This window comes from Brevundimonas sp. TWP2-1 (assembly GCF_049897645.1).
Lineage (GTDB): Bacteria > Pseudomonadota > Alphaproteobacteria > Caulobacterales > Caulobacteraceae > Brevundimonas.
Window position 1 is genome coordinate 466,883 of record NZ_JAFCWR010000001.1, and the last position, 20,790, is coordinate 487,672.

Sequence of the window (20,790 nt, forward strand, 5' to 3'; positions counted from 1 at the left end):
ATGATCGGCATTCTCGAAGACAAGGATCGCATCTTCACCAACCTGTACGGCTTCCAGGACTGGACGCTGGACGGGGCGAAGAATCGCGGCGCCTGGAACGCCACCAAGGACATGTTGGACCTTGGCCGCGACTGGATCATCAACAACGTCAAGGCCTCGGGTCTGCGCGGCCGTGGCGGCGCGGGCTTCTCGACAGGCCTGAAGTGGTCGTTCATGCCCAAGGAAATGAAGGATCGCCCTCACTACCTGGTCATCAACGCCGACGAATCCGAGCCCGCGACCTGCAAGGACCGCGAGATCATGCGCCATGATCCGCACCTGCTGATCGAAGGCGCGCTGATCGCCAGCTTCGCGATGCAGGCCCACGCCTGCTACATCTACCTGCGCGGCGAATACGTGCTGGAGCGCGAGCGTATGGAAGCCGCCGTCAAGCAGGCCTATGAAGGCAAGCTGATCGGCAAGGACAACGTCCACGGCTGGGACTTCGACGTCTACATCCACCACGGCGCCGGCGCCTACATCTGCGGCGAAGAGACGGCCCTTCTGGAATCGCTGGAAGGCAAGAAGGGCCAGCCGCGTCTGAAGCCGCCGTTCCCGGCCGGCGCGGGTCTGTACGGCTGCCCGACCACGGTGAACAACGTCGAGTCGATCGCCGTCGTCGGCACGATCCTGCGTCGCGGCGCGGACTGGTTCGCCAGCTTCGGTCGTCCGAACAACACCGGCACCAAGCTGATGTCCCTGTCGGGGCACGTGAACACGCCATGCGTCGTCGAAGAGGCCATGTCGATCCCGCTGCGCCAGCTGATCGAGGATCACGGCGGCGGCGTTCGCGGCGGCTGGGGCAATCTGAAAGCCATCATCCCCGGCGGCGCATCCTGCCCGGTCATCACGCGCGAACAGGCCGAGACGGTCCTTATGGACTTCGATTCCATGCGCGAGGTTCGCTCGTCGCTGGGAACGGCCGGCGTCACCGTCATGGACGAGTCGACCGACATCGTGAAGGCGATCGCCCGCATCAGCTACTTCTTCAAGCACGAGAGCTGCGGCCAGTGCACGCCGTGCCGCGAAGGCACCGGCTGGATGTGGCGCGTGCTGGAGCGGATGGCCGTAGGCGAGGCCGATCCGTCGGAGATCGACCTGCTGCTGGACGTCGCCAGCCAGGTCGAGGGCCACACCATCTGCGCCCTGGGCGACGCCGCCGCCTGGCCCGTTCAGGGCCTGATCCGTCACTTCCGTCACGAGATCGAAGACCGCATCGCCAACTACCGCAGCCGCCGCGCGAATTTCGCCGGCCACGCCATCGCCGCGGAGTAGGAATGCGCCTTTCCACCGCCATCGTGATCGGAGCCTTCGCTCTCGCCGCCTGCGGCGAGCGTGAAGCTGCGCCCACGCCTGCGGAAAAGGTGTCGGCCGAGGTCAAGGCTTCGGACGCCGTGCAGGCGGCGCCCAAGGTTCTGACCGTCGGCGAGCTGCGCCGCGTGTGTCAGGCCGGTCTGGCCCAGGTGCATGGCCAGGAGCCTGCGGCAATCGCTGTCGACGGCGTCGAGAACGGCGTAGTCCACGCCTCGTGGCGCGCACCGGTCGATGGCGGGCGGATGCGCGCCGACTGCCGTGTCGAAAACGATCTGATCGTGTGGAAACCGCTCGATCTGCCCGATGCAACGCTCGTTCGCTGGATGAACCAGTCGGGCGACCCGGTGATCCGTTACGTCATGGACGGCGACACGATCACCATCACACAGACGCTCCCGGATGGGACCACGGAACAGGCCGAACTGGCCGTTCCCGCTGAAGAAGAGGCCCGCTGATGCCAGTCGCCAAGGTCAACGGCGTCGAAACCGAGTTCGAGCCCGGCATGACGGTGCTCCAGGTCGCCGAACGCGCGGGGCAGGAGATTCCGCGCTTCTGCTATCACGAACGCCTGTCCATCGCCGGCAACTGCCGCATGTGCCTGGTCGAGGTGAAGCCCGGACCGCCGAAGCCGCAGGCCTCGTGCGCCTTGCCGGCCGCCGAAGGTCAGGAAATCTTCACCGACACGCCGATGGTCAAGAAGGCGCGCGAAGGGGTGATGGAGTTCCTGCTCATCAACCACCCGCTGGATTGCCCGATCTGCGACCAGGGCGGCGAGTGCGACCTGCAGGACCAGGCCATGGGCTATGGCCGCGACGGCTCTCGCTATGCCGAGAACAAGCGAGCGGTCGAAGAAAAGGTCATGGGTCCGACCATCAAGACCTTCATGACGCGCTGCATCCAGTGCACGCGCTGCGTCCGCTTCATCACCGAAGTCGCCGGCGTGCCGGACATCGGCATGATTTCGCGCGGCGAGGATGCCGAGATCACGACCTATTTGGAGAAGTCGGTTGCTTCGGAACTGTCAGGCAACGTCAACGACCTGTGCCCGGTCGGCGCCCTGACGCACCGTCCGTGGCAGTACCACTATCGTCCGTGGGAACTGAAGAAGACCGAAACCATCGACGTCATGGACGCCCTGGGCTCGAACATCCGCGCCGATTTTCGCGGCTCCGAGGTGATGCGGGTGCTGCCGCGCGTCAACGAGGGCATCAACGAAGAGTGGCTGTCGGACAAGAGCCGCTATGTCGTCGACGGCCTGACCGCGCGTCGTCTGGATCGCCCGTGGATACGCGAAAACGGCAAGCTGCGCGCCGCGTCGTGGAACGAGGCGCTGGACGCCGTCGCCGCCAAGCTCAAAGCCGCACCGGCTGACCGTATCGGCGTGATCGCCGGGGACCTGCAGGACGCCGAGTCGATGAAGGCGACGCTGGACCTGTTCCGCGCGCTTGGCTCGAACAACACCGACTGCCGCCAGGACGGCGCCGCCCTGGGCTATGGTCCGCGCGAGGGCTGGCTGTTCAACACCGGCGTGGAAGGCATTGAAAAGGCTGACGCCATCCTGATCGTGGGTGTGAACCCGCGCATTGAGGCGCCGCTGCTGAACGCCCGTCTGCGCAAGAGCTGGATCAAGGGCGACGTCGAGATCGGCCTGATCGGCGAACAGGCCGATCTGACCTTCGACTACGCCTATCTGGGCGCCGGTTCGCAGACCCTGGGCAAGCTGCCCAAGTCGGCGATGGACTTCCTGACCAAGGCCGAGCGTCCGGCGATCATCGTCGGATCCGGCGCGCTGAACGGGGAGGGCGGCCCGGCCGTCCTGAACGCTCTGGGCGCCTTGGCGAAAAAGGTCGGCGTCGTCACCGACAGCTGGAACGGCTTCAACGTCCTGCACCACGCCGCATCGCGCGTCGCCGGTCTGGACATGGGCTTCGTGCCCGCTGAAGGCGGCCTGACGGTCGCCGAGATGCTGAAGCCGGATGCGCTGGACGTGCTGTTCTTGCTGGGCGCCGACGAGGTCGATCCGACGGGTTCGAACGCCTTCCGCGTCTATCTGGGCAGCCACGGCGACCGTGGGGCGCACGGCGCAGACGTGATCCTGCCGGGCGCCGCCTATACCGAGAAGTCGGGCCTGTATGTGAACACCGAGGGCCGGGTGCAGATGGCCGAACGCGTCGTCTTCCCCAAGGGCGAGGCCAAGGAAGACTGGGCCATCATCCGCGCCCTGTCGGCCCGCGTCGACCAGACCCTGCCTTACGACACGCTGGAGCAGCTTCGCGCCAAGCTGATGGGCGATCATCCGACCTTCGGCCGGATCGACTATCTGCCCGCGCCGGCGTCGTTCGACGTGGCGGCCCTGGGCGCCAAGGGCGACCTGGGCGACCGGGTGTTCGCCTCGGCGATCACCGACCCCTATCTTTCCAATCCGATAGCGCGCGCCAGCGCGACGATGGCCGAGCTGTCCGCCCTGCGGATCGCGCCGGTCGCAATGGCGGCGGAGTAAGCCATGGACCCCGTTTCTTTCTGGGCCACGCCTCTGGGCTGGACGCTGATCACGCTCGGTCAGGTTCTGCTGATCACGGTCGGCGTGCTCATCGCCGTCGCCTTCCTGCTGCTGGCCGACCGCAAGGTCTGGGCCGGTGTGCAGATGCGCAAGGGTCCGAACGTCGTCGGTCCCTTCGGCCTGCTTCAGTCCTTCGCGGACATGATCAAGTTCGTGCTGAAAGAGGTCGTGATCCCGGCCGGTGCGGACAAGGCGGTCTTCATCATCGCCCCGATCATCACCGTGATCCTGGCCTTCATGGCCTGGGCGGTCATTCCGTTCGCGCCCGGCTGGGTGGTTTCTGACCTGAACGTCGGCATCCTGTACATCTTCGCGGTGTCGTCGCTGGGCGTGTACGGCATCATTATGGGCGGATGGGCTTCGAACTCGAAGTATCCGTTCCTGGGCTCGCTGCGCTCGGCGGCGCAGATGGTGTCCTATGAAGTGTCGCTGGGCCTGATCATCATCAATGTGATCCTGCTGGCCGGCACGATGAACCTGTCGGCCATCGTCGACAGCCAGAAGGGTGTGTTCTGGAACTGGTACGGCTTCGGCGGCGGCGCCGACACCTGGCCGTTGGTCGTGATCCTGTTCCCGATGTCGATCATCTTCTTCATCTCGGCCCTGGCCGAGACCAACCGTCCGCCATTCGACCTGCCCGAGGCCGAGTCCGAGCTGGTCGCCGGTTATCAGGTCGAATACAGCTCGACCCCGTATCTGCTGTTCATGATGGGCGAGTACGTCAACATCGTCTTCATGTCGGCGATGATCAGCCTGCTGTTCTTCGGCGGCTGGAACCCCGGCGTACCGCAGGCCTGGATGGATGGGCTGCCAGCCTGGATCGCCTATACGATCTATCTGCTGACCTTCATGGCCAAGACGGTCTTCTGGTTCGTCTGCATCTCGATGGTGAAGGCCTTCGTGCCGCGCTATCGCTATGACCAACTGATGCGCCTGGGCTGGAAGATCTTCCTGCCGACCTCGCTGGTGGCGGTCGTGATCGTCTCGGCCTGGCGCGTCTTCGTGGTGGGGTCGTGATGAAGGGTCTTGTCATCGCTTTCGGCCTGCTGACGCTGACGGCCGCCTGCGCGCCCGACAATACGCGCATGCCCGAGTCGAGCTATCAGTGGCAGCAGCGCCAAGACCGCATCGAACAGGACTGGCGCGCCAGCCAGACCGCTCCTCAGTCCGCCCCCAAGACGACGCCCGCCCCCAAGGATAAGCCCTGATGTTCACCCGTATCGTCCAGGCGACCAAGGGCGCGATGATGCTGGACGTCATCGGCGCCATCGGTCTGTCGCTGAAGTACATGGCGCGGCCCAAGATGACCGTGAACTATCCGTTCGAGCGGAACCCGCAGTCGCCGCGCTTCCGCGGCGAACACGCCCTGCGTCGCTATGCGAATGGCGAGGAACGCTGCATCGCCTGCAAGCTGTGCGAAGCCATCTGCCCGGCCCAGGCCATCACCATTGAGGCCGAACCGCGCGCCGACGGCAGCCGCCGCACGACCCGCTACGACATCGACATGGTCAAATGCATCTACTGCGGCCTGTGCCAGGAGGCCTGCCCGGTGGACGCCATCGTGGAGGGGCCCAACTCCGAATTCGCCGTCGAGACGCGCGAGGAGCTGCTCTACGACAAGCAACGCCTGCTCGATAACGGCGACCGCTGGGAACGGCAGATCGCCAAGAATCTGGAACTCGACGCGCCTTACCGCTAGAGCGTGATCCCGAAAAGTGGCTACCGGTTTTTCGGATAAGATCACGCTCCACTCAAGTTGCCGTTCAAGACCTCTTCAAGAGGAAGAGGTCTTGAACTAGGCAGCTCACGCTAACGGGTCGGCGATTCCAAAAACGGGGTCGCGGCCGATACGAAAGGGGCTTCGTCCCGACATGCTGCAAGGCATAGCCTTCTATCTGCTGGCGGCGGTCGCCACGGTTTCCGGCCTTCTGGTCGTGACCGCGCGCAATCCCGTGCACAGCGTGCTGTGGTTGATCCTGGCATTCTTCTCGTCGGCCGGTCTGTTCGTTCTGCTGGGCGCCGAGTTCCTGGCGATGTTGCTGGTCGTCGTCTATGTCGGCGCGGTCGCGGTCCTGTTCCTGTTCGTCGTCATGATGCTGGACGTGGACTTCCTGAAGCTGCGCGAAGGTTACGCGCGCTATCTGCCGCTGGGGGCGATCATCGCCGCCGTGCTGCTGGTGGAGATGATCATCGTCTCGGTCGCCGTGGTCCAGGGCGGGGCGGCGGCGGGCCTGCCGGCGCCGGGCGCGCCGGATGCCAGCGTCACCAATGTCGAGGCCATCGGTCGCGTGCTCTACACGGACTACGTCTACTTCTTCCAGGCGGCCGGGATCGTGCTGCTGATCGCGATGATCGGCGCCATCACCCTGACGCTGCGCCACAAGCCGAATATCAAACGCCAGAACCCCGGCGATCAGGTGAACCGCGACCGTCGCAAGTCGGTCGAGATCAAGCCTGCCGCGACGGGCGAGGGCGTCAGCGCCGAGGAGCTTCTCTGATGGACATCGGTCTGACCCACTATCTGACGGTCGCCGCGATCCTGTTCACCATCGGGGTGTTCGGCATCTTCGTGAACCGCAAGAACGTCATCATCATCCTGATGTCGATCGAGCTGATCCTGCTGGCGGTGAACATCAACTTCGTAGCCTTCTCGACCTATCTGAACGACATCAGCGGGCAGATCATGGCGATGTTCGTCCTGACCGTCGCCGCGGCCGAGGCCGCCGTCGGCCTGGCCATTCTGGTGACCTTCTTCCGTAACCGCGGCGACATCGCCGTCGACGACGCCTCCGTGATGAAGGGTTGAGCGTGACTTTCCATACCCTCGTCATTCTCGGGATCTTCGCCCCGCTGCTGGGCGCGGCCATCGCCGGCTTCTTCGGACGCCGGATCGGCAATATCCCGTCGCAGGCCGTCACGACCGGCCTGCTGTTTTTCTCCTGCGCCGTCGCCTGGACGGTGTTCGGGCAATGGACCTGGGGCCACATGGAGCCCTTCACCATTCGCCTGGCGCCCTTCATCAATGTGGGCGACTTCCAGTCGGCCTGGTCGATCCGCATCGACGCCCTGTCGGCGACCATGCTGATCGTGGTCACCAGCGTCTCGTCGCTAGTTCACCTGTATTCCTGGGGCTACATGGCCGAGGACGACAGCCGGCCGCGCTTCTTCGCCTATCTGTCGCTATTCACCTTCATGATGCTGGCGCTGGTGACGGCCGCCGACTTCATGCAGATCTTCTTCGGCTGGGAAGGCGTGGGCCTGGCCTCCTATCTACTGATCGGCTTCTGGTTCAAGAAGCCGACGGCCAGCGCCGCCGCCATCAAGGCCTTTGTCGTCAACCGCGTCGGCGACTTTGGCTTCGTCCTGGGGATCATGACGATCTTCTGGATGTACGGCACGATCGAGTTCGCCGAGCTGTTCCCGATGATCGCCACCAAGGCGAACACGACGTGGGAGTTCCTGGGCGTCCAATGGTCCGCCCTGGATCTGGCCGGCTTCCTGCTGTTCATCGGCGCCATGGGCAAGTCGGCCCAGTTCTTCCTGCACACCTGGCTGCCCGACGCGATGGAAGGCCCGACCCCGGTTTCGGCCCTGATCCACGCCGCCACCATGGTGACCGCAGGCGTCTACATGGTCTGCCTGCTGTCGCCGATCTATGAGTATGCGCCGGGCGCGTCGCAGATCATCGCCATCATCGGCGCGATCACGGCCCTGTTCGCCGCGACGGTCGGCCTGACCCAGAACGACATCAAGCGGGTCATCGCCTATTCGACCTGTTCGCAGCTGGGCTACATGTTCTTCGCGGCGGGTGTCGGCGCCTATCAAGCCGCCATGTTCCACCTGTTCACGCACGCCTTCTTCAAGGCCCTGCTGTTCCTGGGCGCCGGTTCTGTGATCCACGGCATGCATCACGAGCAGGACATGCGGAAGATGGGCGGACTGTGGAAGCTGCTGCCGGTCACCTATGCGGTGATGACCATCGGCACCATCGCCATCACTGGCCTGGGCATCCCCGGCGTGGGCGGCTTCGCAGGCTTCTATTCCAAGGATTCGATCATCGAGAGCGCCTACGCCTCGGCGGCCTCGGGTCATTCGGCTATCGGCCTGTTCGCCTTCTTCGTCGGCATCATCGCCGCCGGTCTGACGGCCTACTATTCGTGGCGCCTGGTCTTCATGACCTTCCACAACAAGCCTGTGTGGAAGGAAGAGGGGGCGCACCACGGCGACGATCACGCCACGGATGCGCAGTTGGAGACGCACTCCGAGCCGTTGCCTGACGATCATGGTCATGCCGTCGCGCATACCGCCCATGACGACCATGCCCACGACGACCACGGTCATCATGGCCCACTCAAGCCGCACGAGAGCCCGTGGGTGATGCTGGTTCCGCTGATCCTGCTGTCGGTCGGCGCCGTCGCCGCCGGTTTCGTGTTCGCGCCGCACTTCATCGGCCACCACGAGGGCGAGTTCTGGCGCGGGGCGATCTTCACCGGAGAAAACAACCACGTCCTGCACGAGAGCCACGACGTCCCGACCTGGGTGAAGTGGTCGCCGCTGATCCTGACCCTGATCGGTACGGCCTTCGCCTACTGGATCTATGTCGCTCGCGAGGGCATGGGCCGTCGCATGGCCGAGCGGAACGGCGTCATCTACCGCTTCCTCTACAACAAGTGGTATTTCGACGAGCTGTACGACTTCGTCTTCGTGCGCGGCTTCAAGGCCATCGGCGACGTCTTCTGGAAGATCTTCGACGTGAAGATCATCGATGGTCTCGGTCCGAACGGCGCTGCCTGGGTGTCGCTGAAATCCGCCGCTCGACTGGCCAAGATCCAGTCCGGCTATGTCTATCATTATGCCTTCGTGATGCTGCTGGGGGTCGCCGGTCTGCTCACCTTCGCCATCCTCGCGTGGGGAGCCTGATCTCGTGCCCTACATCCTGAGCCTCGTTACATTCCTGCCCCTGATCGGGGCCCTGGCGCTCTTCGTCGCCCGGCTGACCTTCAAGTCGGCCGACGCCGCCGCTCCGGCCGCGCGCTGGATCGCCCTGGTCACGACGCTGGTCACGCTGGCGGTTTCGGTCGTGCTGGTCGCCGGCTTCGATCCAGCGAACACCGGCTATCAGTTCGTGGAGTTCGTCCCGTGGTTCGCGGGCGCCAGCTATCACCTCGGCGTGGACGGGATCTCGATCCTGTTCGTGCTGCTGACCGCCTTCCTGATGCCGATCTGCATCCTGGCCAGCTGGAAGTCGATCGAGACGCGCGTCGTCGAATATATGATCGCCTTCCTGGTGCTGGAGACGCTGGTCATCGGCGTGTTCACGTCGCTGGACCTGTTCCTGTTCTACATCTTCTTCGAAGGCACCTTGGTGCCGATGTTCCTGATCATCGGCATCTGGGGCGGGGCGAACCGGATCTACGCGGCCTACAAGTTCTTCCTCTACACCCTGCTGGGGTCCGTCCTGATGCTGCTGGCCATGCTGTGGATGGCGCATGAGGCCGGCACCACCAGCATCCCCGAGCTGAAGCAATACGCCTTCGACCCGGCGGTTCAGCCGTTGCTCTGGCTGGCCTTCTTCGCCTCGTTCGCGGTCAAGATGCCGATGTGGCCGGTTCACACCTGGCTTCCGGACGCCCACGTTCAGGCGCCGACGGCCGGTTCGGTCATCTTGGCCGGCATCCTGCTGAAGCTGGGCGGCTATGGCTTCATCCTGTTCAACGTGCCGATGTTCCCGGTCGCGTCGGAGATGTTCCGTCCGCTGGTCTTCACCCTATCGGTGATCGCCATCGTCTATACGTCGCTGGTCGCCTGGCGTCAGACGGACATCAAGAAGCTGATCGCCTATTCGTCCGTGGCCCACATGGGCTTCGTGACCCTGGGCATCTTCTCGGGCAATGACGTCGGCATGCAGGGCGCCATCTTCCAGATGATCAGCCACGGTCTGATCTCGGGCGCGCTGTTCCTGTGCGTCGGCGTCGTCTATGACCGGATGCACACTCGTGAGATCGCCTTCTACGGCGGCCTGACGTCGCGCATGCCCTGGTATGCGGCGATCTTCCTGATGTTCACCATGGCCAACGTCGGCCTGCCGGGCACCTCGGGCTTCGTCGGTGAAGTGCTGACCATGACGGGTGCCTATCAGGCCTCGACCTGGGCGGCTCTGGTGGCGGCCTCGGGCGTGATCTTCTCGGCGGTCTATGCGCTGACGCTGTACCGCGCGGTCATGTTCGGCGAGATCACCAATCCAAAGCTTCAGGCCATCACCGACATCGACAAGCGCGAACTGCTTCTGTTCGTGCCGTTGATCGTCGGCACCATCTGGCTGGGGGTCCATCCGGCCGCCGTCCTCGATTACACCGGGCCTGCCGTCGAGGCCCTGACCAGCGCCTATCGCGCCGCGATCGGCGGGTGAGACCATAATGCCTGATTTGTCCTCCGCCCTGCATCTCGCCGCCTCGGAAGTCACCCTCGCGGTCGGCGCCCTGGTCCTGCTGATGGTCGGCGCCTTCATCGGCGACAAGAGCGCCCGTCTGGTCTCGATCCTGTCGGTCCTCTTGCTGATCGCCGCATCGGTCATCGCCATCGTCGGCCCGTGGGGCGTCGCCTTCAACGGCGCCTATGTCGCGGATCCCTTGGCCATCTACGCCAAGAGCCTGATCTATCTGTCGGCCGCCGTGGCGGTCGTCTTGGGCGACGGCTGGATGAAGCGCACGCGCATCGCCAAGTTCGAATATCCGGTCCTGATCGTGCTGGCCTCGGTCGGTATGGGGATGATGGCGTCCTCGGGCGACCTGATCTCCATGTATGTGGGCATCGAGTTGCACTCGCTGGCCCTCTATGTTTTGGCCGCCTTCCACCGCAACGACGTCAAGGCGTCGGAAGCGGGTCTGAAGTATTTCGTCCTGGGCGCCTTGTCGTCGGGCCTACTGCTCTACGGCTCCAGCCTGATCTACGGCTTCGCCGGTTCGATGCGGTTCGAGGACATCGCCGCCTTCGCGCAGGACAACCCCGGTCCCGGCCTGGTCTTCGGCCTGGTCTTCCTGATTTGCGGTCTGGCGTTCAAGGTTTCGGCCGCGCCGTTCCACATGTGGACGCCCGACGTCTATGAGGGCGCGCCGACGCCGGTCGTGGCCCTGTTCGCCACGGCCCCCAAGGTCGCCGCCATGGTCCTGATCGCGCGCGCGCTGGAACACGGCTTCGGCGACGCCCACGCCCAGTGGTCCCAGGTCCTGATCGCCATCTCCCTGATCAGCTTCGTCGTCGGCGCCTTCGGCGGTCTGGCTCAGAAGGACATCCAGCGCCTGTTGGCCTATTCTTCGATCGCCAACATCGGCTATGCGCTTCTCGGCATCGCGGCGGGCACGGCCGAGGGCCTGCAGGCCATGCTGATGTTCATGACCCTGTATGTCATCGACCAGCTGGGCTTCTTCGCCATCCTGCTCAGCCTTTCCAAGTCGGGCCGTCCGATCCGCCGCATCGCCGACCTCGCCGGTCTGAAGAAGGATCGTCCTTTGACGGCCGTGGCGCTGACCATCCTGTCGCTGTCGGTTCTGGGCATGCCGCCGTTCTCGGGCTTCTGGGGCAAGTACTATGTGTTCGGCGCCGCCGCCGATGCGGGTCTGTGGCCTGTCGCCGCCGCCGGTCTGGTCGCCTCGGTCGTCGCCGCCTTCTACTATCTGCGCATCCTCAAGCTGATGTGGTTCGATGCGCCCGTGGACGATATCGCCACAGACGCCGCGCCGGTCGAGGCCAGGTGGATCGGCTGGGCCTGCGCCGCCTTCGCCTTCCCGCTGGTGATCGTGGGTCTGACCTGGCTGGAGCCGCTGACCAAGGTTGCGAGCGCCGGCTTCGGGAACGGGTAGGGCGTTGACGCCCGTCCCCCTGGTAATTCTCGACGAGATCGACTCGACCAACGCCGAGGCGCGCCGCCTCGCCGAGGCCGGTGAGGCCGGGCCGCGCTGGATCGTGGCGCGGCGTCAGACCGCCGGTCGCGGGCGTCGCGGACGCAAGTGGGAAAGCGATCAGGGCAATCTGGCCGCCACCCTGCTGGTCACCACGCCCAAGTCGGCGGCCGAGGCGGCCCAGGCCACCTTCGTCGCGGCCCTGGCTGTCGCCGACCTGCTGGACGTGTTCGTCTCGCCAGCCCTGGTGTCGATCAAATGGCCCAATGACGTCCTGCTGGACGGGGTGAAGGTCTCGGGCATCTTGGTCGAGTCGGGCGCTCATGCGAACGGTGATCTGTGGCTGGCGGTCGGCATCGGCGTGAACCTGGCCCATGCGCCCGAAGGCACCGAACGTGGCGCAACCTCCATCGCCGCTCGCCTGCGCGCCGACCTGGCCTATGTCCCGCCCATCGAGGCGGCTGCCGAGATTCTGGCCGAGACCTTCGCCGTTTGGTGGGGGCGCTGGCAGACCTTGGGCTTCGACCCGGTTCTGGACGCCTGGACCAGCCGTCTGACCGGGCTGAACGGTCCGTGTGTCGCTCGACTTGACAATGAAACCCTGGAAGGCCTGGCCGAGGGCGTTGAGCCGGACGGTGCGCTGCGCCTGCGTTTGACCGATGGTTCGGTGCGCCTCATCTCCGCCGGCGACGTGTTTTTCGGCAAGGCCGCCTGATGCTGCTGGCGATCGAACAGGGCAATACCAATACGCTGTTCGCGGTTCACGACGGCTCGGACTGGATCGCCCAATGGCGCGCCGCGACAGAGGCCAGCCGCACGGCCGACGAATACGCCGTCTGGCTGAATCAGCTGATGGTCATGAAAGGGCTGAAGTTCGACGCCCTCAGCGGCTGCATCATTTCCAGCGTCGTGCCGCAATCGATCTTCAACCTGCGCAATCTGGCGCGGCGCTATCTGAACATCGAACCCCTGGTCATCGGCGAGAACGCCGAACTGGGCATTGAGGTGCGGATCGCCAAACCCAGCGAGGCCGGCGCTGACCGACTGGTCAACGCTGTCGGGGCGTCGCTGATGTATTCCGGCGACCTGCTGCTGATCGACAGCGGCACGGCGACGACATTCGACATCGTGTCCGCTGATGGCGCGTTCGAAGGCGGTCTGATCGCGCCGGGCATCAATCTGTCGCTTCAGGCGCTTCACGAGGCGGCGGCCAAACTGCCCCGCATCGCCATCCAGAAACCCGAACACGTCATCGGCAAGGGCACGGTCGAGGCCATGCAGTCCGGCGTCTTCTGGGGCTATATTTCGTTGATCGAAGGCCTGGTCCAGCGCATCAAGGCGGAGTGGGCGCGGCCCATGACCGTCATCGGAACCGGCGGCGTCGCCAGCCTGTTCGAAGGCGCGACCGACAGCATTGATCACTTCGATCCCGATTTAACTATTCGCGGCCTCCTCGAAATCTGGCGTCGTAACGCCCATTTGACTGATTGAATGAAAAAGCAAAACCAAGACGAACTCGTTTTCCTGCCTCTGGGCGGCTCCGACGAAGTCGGTATGAACCTCAACGCCTATGGCTTCGGCCCGGCGGACAATCGTGAATGGCTGATCGTCGATGTCGGCGTCACCTTCGGCGACCTGTCCACGCCCGGCGTCGACGTGATCGTGCCTGATCCCTCCTTCCTCGAAGGGGAGAACATCAAGGGCATCATGCTGACCCACGCGCACGAGGATCACATCGGCGCTCTCGGCTGGCTGTGGCCGCGCATCAAGGCGCCGGTCTACGCCACCCCCTTCACCGCCTATCTGATCAAGGACAAGCTGCGCGAGCGCGGTATCTTTGATGAGGTCCAGGTGATCGAGGTGCCGCTGGGCGGGACTGTGGACGTCGGTTCGTTCGGCGTGACCTTCGTCAACATGAGCCACTCGATCGCCGAGCCCAGCGGCCTGGCCATCGACACCCCCCTGGGCATGGTGTTCCACACCGGCGACTGGAAGATCGACGACCAGCCGATCATCGGCGAAAAGACCGACGCGCCCGCCATCCGCGCCCTGGGCGACGAGGGCGTGCTGGCCATGGTCTGCGATTCGACCAATGTCTTCGTGCCGGGCGTCGCCGGGTCAGAAGGCGATGTCGCCGTGGCGATCGCCAAACTGATCGGCAGCCTCAAGGGTCGTGTCGCCGTGGGCTGTTTCGCCTCCAACGTCGCGCGTATGGACAGCGTAATCCGCGCGGCCGAGGCCTGCGGCCGTCGCGTGTCCCTGGCCGGCCGCTCGATGCACAAGATCACTGCGGCCGCCAAACACGTCGGCATGTTGCAGGACGTGAAGCCCTTCCTGTCGGACGAAGAGGCCCGCGTCTGGCCCGCCGACCAGATTTTGTATCTGTGCACCGGCAGCCAGGGCGAGGCCCGTGCGGCATTGTCGCGCGTCGCCGACGGCACCCACCCGGTCGTGAAGCTGGGCCTGGGCGACCACTGCATCTTCTCGTCGCGCCAGATCCCCGGCAACGAACTGGCCATCGGCAATCTGCAGGACCGGCTCGCGGACCGGGGCGTGCGCCTCTACACCGAGAAGGATCACCCCGGCATCCACGTCTCGGGTCACCCGTGCCGTGACGAACTGAAGCAGATGTACGACTGGGTCCGGCCGCAGATCGCCGTGCCGACCCACGGCGTGCGCCGCTTCCTGCTGGAACACGCCAACCTGGCCAAGGACATCGGCATCAAGGAGACCGTCACGCCGCGCAACGGCGACATGGTCCGTCTGGCGCCTGGCCCGGCCAAGATCATCGACGAGGTGCCTAGCGGCCGCCTGTACGTCGATGGCGGCATGCTGGTGACCGAACAGGGCGAGGCCCTGAAGGAGCGTCGCCACGCCTCTACCAACGGCGTGCTGATCGTCAGCTTCGCCCTGGACAAGCGCGGCCGTATCGCCAGCGACATCGACATCCGCAGCGTCGGCCTGCCCGGCGACACGGGCACACCCCTGGGTGACGCTCTGGACAAGCTGGCCGAGCGGGTCGAGCAGGTGATCAAGGGTCTGAAGGGCGACGCCCTGGACGACGAAATGGTCATCGAACAGGCTGTGGCTCGCGTGCTGAAGAAGGCCAGCCAGCAGATCTGGGATCGCCGTCCCATCGTCGAGACCGTGGTCCTGCGGGTCTGATGCAACCTTGACCGTTCGGGCGCATTTCCTGCGCCTGAATGGTCGGGGGAACCCATGTCTGACAAACCCACCCGCGCGCGCCGCCTGCTGGAACGTGTGCGCCATGCCCGCCATCCGTTGCACGGCTGGCGGCGGTGGGCGCTTATCGTGGGGCAGGGGATGGTCGGCTTCGTCGCCCTGTTCGCCGCCGTCAATCTGGTCCTCAGCCTATCGACGTTTCGTGGCGAAGATCCGCTGTCCCGCACGGTCCATGAACTGCGCGTCCTGTGGTTCAGTCCGCCTGACGGCGCACCCATGTCGCCCACGGCCTTTCCTACCGTCTATGGCCGCGACCTGGGGCCGGCGCCCGACACCGTCGCCATCCACGCCTTCCTGGAGCGCGAGGCAGAGGACGGCGTCTTCCTGCTCGACCATGTGATGGTGGATCGGATCCTGAAGCTGAACGGCCGGATCGATGCGCGCAGCGTGCCGAGCGGCGTCTATGTCGGCGCCCACGCCTTGGGGCCGGACGATATGCCTCTGGTGCCGGTGACCAAGTTCATGGCCCACTATCTGCTGTTTCCGCGCCACGCCTATATTCTGGTGGTGCCCGAGAGCGGGCCGGCCATCGCCTTTTCCGCGAGCCAGAACGCCAAGTTCGGCATCGATACCCACCCCGAACGCCTGTCCGCCGAGATCGCGCCGTTCGATCCGAACGCCTATGACTTCCCCAGTTCGGGCGAGGCGCTGCACGAGATGACCCGCATCACCAACGATCCCGCCAGCGTCGCCACGGCCGTCGAGATGCTGAAGGGCGCGCAGGCGCGACTGGCGGCCGAGGGGCTGACCTATGGTCTCTTGGCGCCGAACTCCAACACGGCTGTCGGCTGTGTGCTGCAAGGCTCGGGTGCGATCACCCAGCAGGCGCGATCGTCGATCCTGCTCGCCCTTCGCGCGCCGGGGTTCGGGGCGGAATGCGAATAGCGGTCGCGACAATCGGCTCAACTCGGATATATCCACGCAAATGGCCGAGCGACTTTTCCTGTTGAACCCCGACTGGCACGACGACCAGGGTGGACCGTGGTTTTGCCCGCCCGGCGCCTATATCGAGGGCGTGCTGGCCTTCTATCCTCAGCTTCGTGATGTGCTGGAGGTCGTCTATCTCGACCATCCCCGTCCGCGTCAGCCGGTCATCGACCAGGTCGGCGAGACACATCAAAGCTGCCCCATCCTGATCCTGGACGATACGCTCGACTGGCCTGACGCACAGGTCAGCGAAACGACCGGCCGTCGCTTCCTTCAGGATCACGCCATCGCCCCCTATCTGGCCGCCCGATACGGCGTCGGCCGGCCCCATCCCTAGAGGTCCATCATGCCCATCGGCGTCTTCACCATGGTCGGCATCTACATCATCGCCTGGTGGACGGTGCTGTTCGCCGTGCTGCCGCTGGGCACGTCGCGCGAGACGCACGAGCCGCCGACCGACGGCACGCAATGGGGGGCGCCCACGACGCCGAACCTGAAGAAGAAGTTCGTGACCACCACCTGGGTCTCGGCCCTGGTGTGGGTGTTCGTCATGGTGCTGATCTTCACCGGTTGGCTGCCCTTGCCGAACTTCGCCAACGGCCCGGCCGTCTAAACCGCAACCCGGCCTAGCTTTCGCCCCGGTCCAGCGGCTAAAGCCTTGTTCCGTCTCTACGCCTAGGATTCCCATCATGCGCCTGTCGCGCTTTTTCCTGCCCACGCTGAAGGAAGCCCCTTCGGACGCCCAGATCGTCTCGCACCAGCTGATGCTGCGCGCCGGCATGATCAAGCAGGAGGCCGCCGGCATCTACGCCTGGCTGCCGCTGGGCCTGCGGGTGCTGCGCAAGGTCGAGCAGATCGTCCGTGAGGAGCAGCAGCGGGCCGGGGCGGTCGAACTGCTGATGCCGACCCTGCAACTGGCCGACCTGTGGCGCGAGAGCGGCCGCTACGACGCCTATGGCCCCGAGATGCTGCGCATCACCGACCGGCACGAGCGCGAGCTGCTGTACGGGCCGACCAACGAGGAGATGATCACCGACATCTTCCGGGCCTATGTGAAGTCCTACAAATCGCTGCCGCTGAACCTGTTTCACATTCAGTGGAAGTTCCGCGACGAGCGCCGTCCTCGCTTTGGCGTGATGCGCGGTCGCGAGTTCCTGATGAAGGACGCCTATTCCTTCGACGTGGACGAGGCCTCGGCCCGCAAGGCCTACAACCGCATGTTCGTGGCCTATCTGAACACCTTCGCCCGCATGGGGTTGAAGGCCGTGCCGATGCGCGCCGACACCGGCCCTATCGGCGGCGACCTGAGCCACGAGTTCATCGTTCTGGCCGAGACCGGCGAGAGCGCCGTCTTCTGCGACAAGGCCCTGGTCGAAATGCCCGCGCCCGGCGCGGATGTGGACTGGGACGATCTTCAATCCATCGTCGATGAGCGCACAGCGCTTTACGCCGCGACCGAGGAAATGCACGACACGGCCCAGTTCGAGGCTCAGACCGCCGAGGGCGACCGCCTGTCGGCGCGCGGCATCGAGGTCGGCCACATCTTCTATTTCGGCACGAAATACTCCGCCCCGATGAAGGCCAAGGTCGCAGGACCCGACGGCCAGGACGCCGAGGTCCATATGGGCAGCTATGGCGTCGGCGTATCGCGCCTGCTGGGCGCCATCATCGAGGCCAGCCACGACGAGAGCGGCATTATCTGGCCCGACGCCGTGGCCCCGTTCGACGTGGTCGTGATCAATCTGCGCGCCAATGACGCCGCGGTCTCAGCCGCGTGCGAGGACGCGGTCGCCCAGCTCGAAAAGGTCGGCAAGGACGTGCTGTACGACGACACCGACGAACGCCCGGGCGGCAAGTTCGCCACCGCCGACCTGATCGGCGTGCCGTGGCAACTGACCATCGGTCCCAAGGGCCTGGCCGACGGCGTGGTCGAGCTGAAGCGTCGCGCCACCGGCGAGAAGGTCTCCGTGCCCCTAGCCGAAGCCATCGAAAGGCTGACCGCTTGAGCCTGCCGTCCCGTCCTTCCGGCGCCTTCTCCTCGTGGGAGATCGGCCTGGCCCTCCGCTACTTGCGCGCAAAGCGCAAGGAGGGCGGGGTCGCCACCATCGCCGTCATCAGCTTCATCGGCATCATGCTGGCCGTCGCCGTCCTGATCAGCGTCATGAGCATCATGTCCGGCTTCCGCAGCGAACTGCTGGGCCGGATGCTGGCCTTCAACGGGCACATGTATGTGCAAGGTCCGGTGTTGACCTCGCCGGATCGTGACGCGGTCCTGGCCAAGATCGAGGCGATCCCCGGCGTCTACAGCGTCAACCCGCTGAACGAGGCCCAGAGCCTGATCCGTGTCGGCGGCTATACGACTGGTGTAATGGTAAAGGGCATCCGCCCGCAGGATCTCGCCAAGACGCAATATGTCTTCGATAGCCTGACTCCGCAGGAACGCGCTTCCTTTGGTCAAGGCGCCTATGGCGGGGACCGTGTGTTGATCGGCGCCGCGTTGGCGACTTCGATGGGTTTGCGTGTCGGCGATCCGATCACCGTCTACTCGCCGACTGGCGCCGACAGCGCCTTCGGCAATCTCGGCGGATTAGAGAAGACCTATTTCGTCGGAGGTCTGTTCCGCTCGGGAGCAGCCGATTACGACCGTGCATTCATGTTTATGCCGCTGGAGCAGCAGCAGCTCTTCTTCGGCAAGGAAGGCGTTTGGGACGCCATCGAGATCAAGGTCGATGACCCCGATCAGGTCGGCGCCCTGACCGCCGCCATCCGCGATGCGGCCGGCCCCGGCGCGGTCGTCAATGACTGGCGCGAGCGCCTCGCCGCCTTCTATGGCGCGCTGAAGGTCGAGCGCGTGGCCATGAGCATCATCCTGGGCTTGGTCGTCGCCATCGCCGCCATGAACATCATCTCCGGCATCGTCATGCTGGTGAAGAACAAGGGCCGCGACATCGCCATCCTGCGCACCATCGGCGCCAGTCCGTCGTCCATCCTGCGGGTCTTTTTCATGGCCGGCGCCATGATCGGGGTGGCGGGCACGATCGCGGGGTTGGTGCTGGGGCTGCTGTTCTGCTGGAACATCGGCTCGATCCAGCATTTCCTGGAGTTCGTGCTGCAGACCAAGCTGTTCGATTCCGACGTCTATATGCTGGACGCCATTCCGGCCCTGGTTGATCCGGCCGACGTCGCCTGGGTGACCTTCTGGTCGCTGCTGATGAGCTGTATCGCCAGCCTGCCGCCGTCCTGGAACGCGTCTCGCATCGATCCCGTGGAGGCGCTCCGCTATGAGTAAGGCTCCGATCCTGTCGGTGCGCGGCCTGACCCGCACCTATGACACCGCCCAGGGCGGCCTGACCGTCCTGAAGGGTGTCGATCTGGACGTGTTTCCGGGCGAACTGGTCGGGCTGATCGGCCCGTCGGGCTCGGGCAAGTCGTCCCTGCTGCACGCCGCCGGCCTGTTGGAGAAACCGACCAGCGGCACGGTCGCCATCGACGGCGAACAGGTGGGAAATCTGGACGAGCGTGCGCGCACCCGCCTGCGTCTGGGACGGATCGGCTTCGTCTATCAGTTTCATCACCTGCTGCCCGAGTTCGACGCGCGCGACAACGTGGCCTTGCCGATGCGGATCGCGGGCCTGCCCCAGGACGAGGCTCGCAAACGCGCCGAAATCACCCTGACGGCGCTTGGTCTGGGCGAGCGGTTGACGCACCAGCCGGCTCAGTTGTCGGGCGGGGAACAGCAGCGGGTCGCTATAGGCCGGGCCCTGGCCAATGGGCCGCGTCTGCTGCTGGCGGATGAACCGACCGGCAATCTGGATCCGACCACCAGCCAGTCGGTGTTCGAAGCCCTGCGCGACCTGGCCAAGAACACGGGCGTCGCCGCCCTGATCGCCACCCACAATATGGAGCTGGCCGGCCATATGGACCGCGTCTTCGCCCTGAAGGACGGCCATCTGGAGGAGCGCGCGGCCCAAAGCCAAGCCTACTGATCAGCTGACGGCGGCGTCGCCCCAGATCGCCCGCAGGCGTTCAGGGCGGCGGCAACCGACCCGATAGGCCTGATAGCTGGCGGCGTGTCGCTTGGCATAGTCCTGATGCTCCGCCCCCGCCGGCCAGAACCGCTGAAGGCCGACGACCGGCGTAGTGAAGCTCTTGCTCAAGATCCGCATGGCTGCATCGCGAGAGGCGACGGCGTCGGCACGTTGGGCGCCCGTGGCGAAGACGGCGGCCCGATACGACGGCCCCTGATCGCAGAACTGACCATTTGGATCGGTGGGGTCGATGGTGCGCCAGTAGCGATCCACCAAGGCGCGATAGCTGACGACCTGCGGATCGAACGTGACCTGAACGGCCTCCATATGACCTGTGCCGCCTCGCACCACCTGTTCGTAGGTCGGATTGGCGGTATGGCCGCCGACGAAGCCGGACACCGCTGACCGCACGCCGGGCAGGTCGTCAAAGGCCTTTTCCTCGGACCAGAAACAGCCGCCCGCAAAGATGGCCGTCTGCAGGCCGGCGGATCGCGCCTGGGCCTGGCTCGTGTGGACAACAGCGGCGCCGGTGGCGGTCAGGGTTGCGGCGGCGAAGAGGGCGAGGGCTGCTCTGCGGTTCAGCATGGGTTGTCTCCAATGTCCTTCATCATACGACGGCGCCGCGCCGATGGTTTCAGTGAAGCCAGTTGACGAGAACAAAAAGCCAACATAGAACATTACCGGAACAAATTGAGTGAGCAGGAGCCGAGACCATGCCGCGTTTGATGAGGGATATGCTGTCGCTAGCGTCGTGCGGCGGTTTCGTGTGGATGGCCTGGAC

21 protein-coding genes are annotated in these 20,790 nt (G+C 64.9%); 20 read left to right on the forward strand and 1 reads right to left on the reverse strand.

Going from position 1 to position 20,790, the window contains the following annotated elements:
- The 20 genes from nuoF (at position 1) to ACP7BH_RS02495 (ending at position 19,967) form a co-directional block, all read left to right on the forward strand.
- Positions 1-1,314, forward strand: a complete 1,314-nt coding sequence (nuoF, locus tag ACP7BH_RS02400) for an NADH-quinone oxidoreductase subunit NuoF (RefSeq protein ID WP_425984036.1) — start codon at positions 1-3, stop codon at positions 1,312-1,314.
- 2 nt (positions 1,315-1,316) lie between these two features.
- Positions 1,317-1,808, forward strand: coding sequence for a hypothetical protein (locus ACP7BH_RS02405; RefSeq protein ID WP_425984035.1), 492 nt, complete (start codon positions 1,317-1,319; stop codon positions 1,806-1,808).
- On the forward strand, positions 1,808-3,853 hold the full coding sequence (nuoG, locus tag ACP7BH_RS02410; RefSeq protein ID WP_425984033.1) for an NADH-quinone oxidoreductase subunit NuoG: 2,046 nt from the start codon (positions 1,808-1,810) through the stop codon (positions 3,851-3,853). The genes ACP7BH_RS02405 and nuoG overlap by 1 nt, the downstream gene beginning before the upstream one ends.
- 3 nt (positions 3,854-3,856) lie before the next feature.
- Complete coding sequence (gene nuoH / locus ACP7BH_RS02415; protein ID WP_425984031.1) at positions 3,857-4,930, forward strand: NADH-quinone oxidoreductase subunit NuoH; 1,074 nt, start codon at positions 3,857-3,859, stop codon at positions 4,928-4,930.
- Positions 4,930-5,121: a hypothetical protein gene (locus ACP7BH_RS02420; protein WP_425984029.1), complete on the forward strand. Its 192-nt coding sequence runs from the start codon at positions 4,930-4,932 to the stop codon at positions 5,119-5,121. Before nuoH ends, ACP7BH_RS02420 begins: the two co-directional genes overlap by 1 nt.
- On the forward strand, positions 5,121-5,612 hold the full coding sequence (gene nuoI, locus ACP7BH_RS02425; RefSeq protein ID WP_017503987.1) for an NADH-quinone oxidoreductase subunit NuoI: 492 nt from the start codon (positions 5,121-5,123) through the stop codon (positions 5,610-5,612). Before ACP7BH_RS02420 ends, nuoI begins: the two co-directional genes overlap by 1 nt.
- A gap of 172 nt (positions 5,613-5,784) precedes the next feature.
- Positions 5,785-6,411 (forward strand): NADH-quinone oxidoreductase subunit J, encoded by a 627-nt coding sequence (locus tag ACP7BH_RS02430; protein WP_135195886.1) that lies wholly within the window; start codon positions 5,785-5,787, stop codon positions 6,409-6,411.
- A complete protein-coding gene (gene nuoK / locus ACP7BH_RS02435; RefSeq protein WP_135195887.1) occupies positions 6,411-6,719 on the forward strand; it encodes an NADH-quinone oxidoreductase subunit NuoK in 309 nt (102 codons plus the stop codon). The genes ACP7BH_RS02430 and nuoK overlap by 1 nt, the downstream gene beginning before the upstream one ends.
- Before the next feature lie 2 nt (positions 6,720-6,721).
- Positions 6,722-8,833 (forward strand): NADH-quinone oxidoreductase subunit L, encoded by a 2,112-nt coding sequence (gene nuoL / locus ACP7BH_RS02440; RefSeq protein ID WP_425984027.1) that lies wholly within the window; start codon positions 6,722-6,724, stop codon positions 8,831-8,833.
- Between the two features lie 4 nt (positions 8,834-8,837).
- A complete protein-coding gene (locus ACP7BH_RS02445) occupies positions 8,838-10,322 on the forward strand; it encodes an NADH-quinone oxidoreductase subunit M (RefSeq protein WP_425984025.1) in 1,485 nt (494 codons plus the stop codon).
- A gap of 7 nt (positions 10,323-10,329) precedes the next feature.
- On the forward strand, positions 10,330-11,772 hold the full coding sequence (nuoN, locus tag ACP7BH_RS02450) for an NADH-quinone oxidoreductase subunit NuoN (RefSeq protein WP_425984023.1): 1,443 nt from the start codon (positions 10,330-10,332) through the stop codon (positions 11,770-11,772).
- A 4-nt stretch (positions 11,773-11,776) separates the two neighbouring features.
- Positions 11,777-12,526 (forward strand): biotin--[acetyl-CoA-carboxylase] ligase, encoded by a 750-nt coding sequence (locus ACP7BH_RS02455; RefSeq protein WP_425984021.1) that lies wholly within the window; start codon positions 11,777-11,779, stop codon positions 12,524-12,526.
- Entirely contained in the window at positions 12,523-13,302 is a 780-nt protein-coding gene (locus ACP7BH_RS02460) for a type III pantothenate kinase (protein WP_425984816.1), read from the forward strand. The genes ACP7BH_RS02455 and ACP7BH_RS02460 overlap by 4 nt, the downstream gene beginning before the upstream one ends.
- Entirely contained in the window at positions 13,303-14,976 is a 1,674-nt protein-coding gene (locus ACP7BH_RS02465; protein ID WP_425984019.1) for a ribonuclease J, read from the forward strand.
- Positions 14,977-15,030: 54 nt separating this feature from the next.
- Entirely contained in the window at positions 15,031-15,939 is a 909-nt protein-coding gene (locus tag ACP7BH_RS02470) for a hypothetical protein (protein ID WP_425984018.1), read from the forward strand.
- A gap of 40 nt (positions 15,940-15,979) precedes the next feature.
- Entirely contained in the window at positions 15,980-16,318 is a 339-nt protein-coding gene (locus tag ACP7BH_RS02475; protein WP_425984016.1) for a DUF3088 family protein, read from the forward strand.
- Between the two features lie 9 nt (positions 16,319-16,327).
- A complete protein-coding gene (locus ACP7BH_RS02480) occupies positions 16,328-16,594 on the forward strand; it encodes a DUF1467 family protein (protein WP_425984014.1) in 267 nt (88 codons plus the stop codon).
- A 76-nt stretch (positions 16,595-16,670) separates the two neighbouring features.
- The gene (proS, locus tag ACP7BH_RS02485; protein ID WP_425984012.1) at positions 16,671-17,987 is read left to right on the forward strand and encodes a proline--tRNA ligase; all 1,317 of its coding nucleotides are present in this window, start codon (positions 16,671-16,673) and stop codon (positions 17,985-17,987) included.
- On the forward strand, positions 17,984-19,270 hold the full coding sequence (locus ACP7BH_RS02490; protein WP_425984010.1) for a lipoprotein-releasing ABC transporter permease subunit: 1,287 nt from the start codon (positions 17,984-17,986) through the stop codon (positions 19,268-19,270). The genes proS and ACP7BH_RS02490 overlap by 4 nt, the downstream gene beginning before the upstream one ends.
- On the forward strand, positions 19,263-19,967 hold the full coding sequence (locus ACP7BH_RS02495; RefSeq protein ID WP_425984008.1) for an ABC transporter ATP-binding protein: 705 nt from the start codon (positions 19,263-19,265) through the stop codon (positions 19,965-19,967). The genes ACP7BH_RS02490 and ACP7BH_RS02495 overlap by 8 nt, the downstream gene beginning before the upstream one ends.
- On the opposite strand, the gene msrA is transcribed toward ACP7BH_RS02495, so the two are convergent.
- Positions 19,968-20,594: a peptide-methionine (S)-S-oxide reductase MsrA gene (gene msrA, locus ACP7BH_RS02500; protein ID WP_425984006.1), complete on the reverse strand. Its 627-nt coding sequence runs from the start codon at positions 20,592-20,594 to the stop codon at positions 19,968-19,970.
- Positions 20,595-20,790 lie beyond the last annotated feature (196 nt).

Excerpts from the sequence above, each read along its gene's own strand:
- nuoF (WP_425984036.1), top strand. The coding sequence starts at position 1 with ATGATCGGCATTCTCGAAGACAAGGATCGCATCTTCACCAACCTGTAC.
- ACP7BH_RS02405 (WP_425984035.1), top strand. The coding sequence starts at position 1,317 with ATGCGCCTTTCCACCGCCATCGTGATCGGAGCCTTCGCTCTCGCCGCC.
- nuoG (WP_425984033.1), top strand. The coding sequence starts at position 1,808 with ATGCCAGTCGCCAAGGTCAACGGCGTCGAAACCGAGTTCGAGCCCGGC.
- nuoH (WP_425984031.1), top strand. The coding sequence starts at position 3,857 with ATGGACCCCGTTTCTTTCTGGGCCACGCCTCTGGGCTGGACGCTGATC.
- ACP7BH_RS02420 (WP_425984029.1), top strand. The coding sequence starts at position 4,930 with ATGAAGGGTCTTGTCATCGCTTTCGGCCTGCTGACGCTGACGGCCGCC.
- nuoI (WP_017503987.1), top strand. The coding sequence starts at position 5,121 with ATGTTCACCCGTATCGTCCAGGCGACCAAGGGCGCGATGATGCTGGAC.
- ACP7BH_RS02430 (WP_135195886.1), top strand. The coding sequence starts at position 5,785 with ATGCTGCAAGGCATAGCCTTCTATCTGCTGGCGGCGGTCGCCACGGTT.
- nuoK (WP_135195887.1), top strand. The coding sequence starts at position 6,411 with ATGGACATCGGTCTGACCCACTATCTGACGGTCGCCGCGATCCTGTTC.
- nuoN (WP_425984023.1), top strand. The coding sequence starts at position 10,330 with ATGCCTGATTTGTCCTCCGCCCTGCATCTCGCCGCCTCGGAAGTCACC.
- ACP7BH_RS02465 (WP_425984019.1), top strand. The coding sequence starts at position 13,303 with ATGAAAAAGCAAAACCAAGACGAACTCGTTTTCCTGCCTCTGGGCGGC.
- ACP7BH_RS02470 (WP_425984018.1), top strand. The coding sequence starts at position 15,031 with ATGTCTGACAAACCCACCCGCGCGCGCCGCCTGCTGGAACGTGTGCGC.
- ACP7BH_RS02475 (WP_425984016.1), top strand. The coding sequence starts at position 15,980 with ATGGCCGAGCGACTTTTCCTGTTGAACCCCGACTGGCACGACGACCAG.
- ACP7BH_RS02480 (WP_425984014.1), top strand. The coding sequence starts at position 16,328 with ATGCCCATCGGCGTCTTCACCATGGTCGGCATCTACATCATCGCCTGG.
- proS (WP_425984012.1), top strand. The coding sequence starts at position 16,671 with ATGCGCCTGTCGCGCTTTTTCCTGCCCACGCTGAAGGAAGCCCCTTCG.
- ACP7BH_RS02495 (WP_425984008.1), top strand. The coding sequence starts at position 19,263 with ATGAGTAAGGCTCCGATCCTGTCGGTGCGCGGCCTGACCCGCACCTAT.
- msrA (WP_425984006.1), bottom strand. The coding sequence starts at position 20,594 with ATGCTGAACCGCAGAGCAGCCCTCGCCCTCTTCGCCGCCGCAACCCTG.